Origin of the sequence: Rahnella sp. GSA61A (assembly GCF_019969905.1) — a bacterium.
GTDB lineage: Bacteria > Pseudomonadota > Gammaproteobacteria > Enterobacterales > Enterobacteriaceae > Rahnella > Rahnella aceris.
On record NZ_JAHXYO010000047.1, the window covers coordinates 1 to 2,296 of the forward strand.

Genomic DNA, 2,296 nt, shown 5'->3' on the forward strand with positions numbered 1-2,296 from the left:
AAATGTGAGCCGGTCACCCCGGGCGCACAGGCACCTGTTTACGCACTGCGTTAGACAGAACTAACGATGTGGTCACTGAACCATGAACCGCCAGGGCATCGACAACGGCTTCCAAATCAGCCGGTTGAGAAAAAACACAACGCACGATGAAGCAGTCCTCTCCTGTGATCCTGTCAGCTTCTATCACCTCAGGGATATCGTTAAATAACGCCAGATAGTGTTTGATGTATTGGTGGGTTGTGCGTACTCGCAGGATCGCCTGTAATCCCAGTCCAATCTCTCGCAAATTGACGCGTGCGCCGTATCCTTCAATGACGCCTGCACTTTCGAGTTTTTTGACCCGTTCGCTCATCGCTGGCTGCGAAAGGCCAATGCATTTGCCCAGAGAGGCCAGACTCTGACGTGCGTTCATTTGAAGTGCTTCCAAAATTTGCCGGTCTTTGTTGTCAAGCTCCATGCTAATCCTTTGCTCAAAATGTAGATGAATCATCGGTTAATCGGGCTGTATTTCGATGACTTGCCATTCAGGAACGATGTGTCATTCGCCTACATTATGTGAACACCTCTTTGGGAATCAAGACATGACATCTCCAATATTGCTTCTTCCGGGAATTGGCAACTCGGGCTCAGGACACTGGCAAACGCTATGGACACAAACTGACGCGTCAATGACCCTCATTTCGGGACAAGACTGGGATCATCCGGTTTGCGAAGAGTGGGTCGAAAATTTAGAAACTGCCGTCAGAAAGACCGGGCCAGACGTCATTTTAGTCGCCCATAGTCTTGGCTGCCTGCAGGTTGCAAACTGGGCACAATATAGCCGCACGGTGGTGAGAGGCGCGTTGCTGGTCGCGGTACCCGATCCCACACGCGATGTGTTTCCAGAAGAGGCTAAGGGGTTTAGTGTTCCCCGGAGTGAAAAGCGTTTCGCATTTCCGAGCATGATGATTGCCAGTTCCAATGACCCTTATGCCGATATCCATTACAGCCAGTGCTGTGCCGATGCCTGGGGCAGTAGTCTGGTCAATATCGGTGAGCGAGGGCATATCAACGCAGCCAGCGGACTCGGTGACTGGCCTCAGGGGCGTGCATGGTTAAAAGAGCTTATTGGCATGTCCATAAGCGCCTGCGGATATAAATAAATCCACTTAAAGGCTCGTTAAACACAAAAAATTCACGCCACACCTGTTACGGAAAGCTAAATGAACAATTCGTCCAACACGCCTGTCATATTTATCAACGGCTTAATAGGTACTTTGAATGATCCGAAATTTCACAGACCGCTGGGCGATCGGCCCGTTATTGCTCCTGACCTTAACGGCTACGGCGCACGCAGCGATATACCTGTAGGGAAAATAAACATCTGGGGGCAGGTGAAACGGATTTATGAGGTGATCCAGGCCGGATATCAGGGATCCGCCGTGAGCCTTGTGGGTCATTCTGTCGGGGGTGCTGTGGCCTACGCGTTTGCGCATAAATATCCCGAATGCGTTAAGGAGATTGTCAGTGTAGAAGGCAACTTCTCTCTTAAAGATGCGTTCTGGACATCCACCATCGCGAAAATGACATTAACGCAAGTCGAATCCATGTTGGCGGAGATGCAAGATTCGCCAGAAACCTGGCTGGAGGGCTCCGGAATCGATCCGCAGTCTGACAAAATACAAATCGCGACAATCTGGCTTAAACATCAGCCAGCTTCAACGCTGCTTGCCATGGCCCGGTCAGTTGTCGAGGTCACCGGGGACCCTGGCTATCAAACTCTGGTCAAAACCGTGTTTACTTCTGTCCCTGTGCATTTACTGGCGGGTGAACATTCAGCGAGTGGCTGGGATGTTCCCGACTGGGCAACTCAGCACGCGAAAAGTGTCACTGTCATGCCTTCAACGGGTCATCTCATGATGTTACAGGATCCCACAACCTTCGGCCAAAGAGTCGCAGAAATACTGAGTTGATAGCAATTAACTTCAAAACAAGCTTATTCTTTCACTTAAACATATCTTTAAGCCCATTTAGTATCCTAATTTCTAATCAACCTCTTCATCATAGGAGTGAGTAAATTGAAAATTGATTGGCATAGCTCATTACTGACCAGTGCCACTAGCATTGATAAAAACTACAAAAATACGCAAAACGTTCGTCGTTTCATGATTAAGGAGTGTGGCGAAGATTTTCGATTCGATCGTGAATTTATGATGTGGATACGTAATGATGATCCAAAAACTTTGGGTGATGTTGTAAATGAGTGGAAGCGCAGACATTCGTTTTAATAAGCCGGGGTCAGCGCCTCGCTCACAGC

4 protein-coding genes are annotated in these 2,296 nt (G+C 48.8%); 3 read left to right on the forward strand and 1 reads right to left on the reverse strand.

Annotated elements, in window-relative coordinates; all coding sequences use genetic code 11:
• Nucleotides 1-13: 13 nt before the first annotated feature.
• Entirely contained in the window at nucleotides 14-457 is a 444-nt protein-coding gene (locus LC431_RS26135; protein ID WP_013575638.1) for an Lrp/AsnC family transcriptional regulator, read from the reverse strand.
• A gap of 124 nt (nucleotides 458-581) precedes the next feature.
• On the opposite strand from LC431_RS26135, the gene LC431_RS26140 reads away from it, so the two are divergent.
• The 3 genes from LC431_RS26140 to LC431_RS26150 all read left to right on the forward strand — a co-directional run bounded on the left by LC431_RS26140 (nucleotide 582) and on the right by LC431_RS26150 (nucleotide 2,267).
• Nucleotides 582-1,142: an alpha/beta hydrolase gene (locus LC431_RS26140; protein WP_013575637.1), complete on the forward strand. Its 561-nt coding sequence runs from the start codon at nucleotides 582-584 to the stop codon at nucleotides 1,140-1,142.
• A gap of 60 nt (nucleotides 1,143-1,202) precedes the next feature.
• Nucleotides 1,203-1,952, forward strand: coding sequence for an alpha/beta fold hydrolase (locus tag LC431_RS26145; RefSeq protein ID WP_015689964.1), 750 nt, complete (start codon nucleotides 1,203-1,205; stop codon nucleotides 1,950-1,952).
• A 105-nt stretch (nucleotides 1,953-2,057) separates the two neighbouring features.
• Complete coding sequence (locus tag LC431_RS26150; protein ID WP_013575635.1) at nucleotides 2,058-2,267, forward strand: DUF6434 domain-containing protein; 210 nt, start codon at nucleotides 2,058-2,060, stop codon at nucleotides 2,265-2,267.
• The last annotated feature ends 29 nt before the right edge of the window (nucleotides 2,268-2,296 follow it).

What these genes read in the sequence shown, in the direction of transcription:
- LC431_RS26140 (WP_013575637.1), top strand. Translation starts at nt 582, where the DNA reads ATGACATCTCCAATATTGCTTCTTCCGGGAATTGGCAACTCGGGCTCA.
- LC431_RS26135 (WP_013575638.1), bottom strand. Translation starts at nt 457, where the DNA reads ATGGAGCTTGACAACAAAGACCGGCAAATTTTGGAAGCACTTCAAATG.
- LC431_RS26145 (WP_015689964.1), top strand. Translation starts at nt 1,203, where the DNA reads ATGAACAATTCGTCCAACACGCCTGTCATATTTATCAACGGCTTAATA.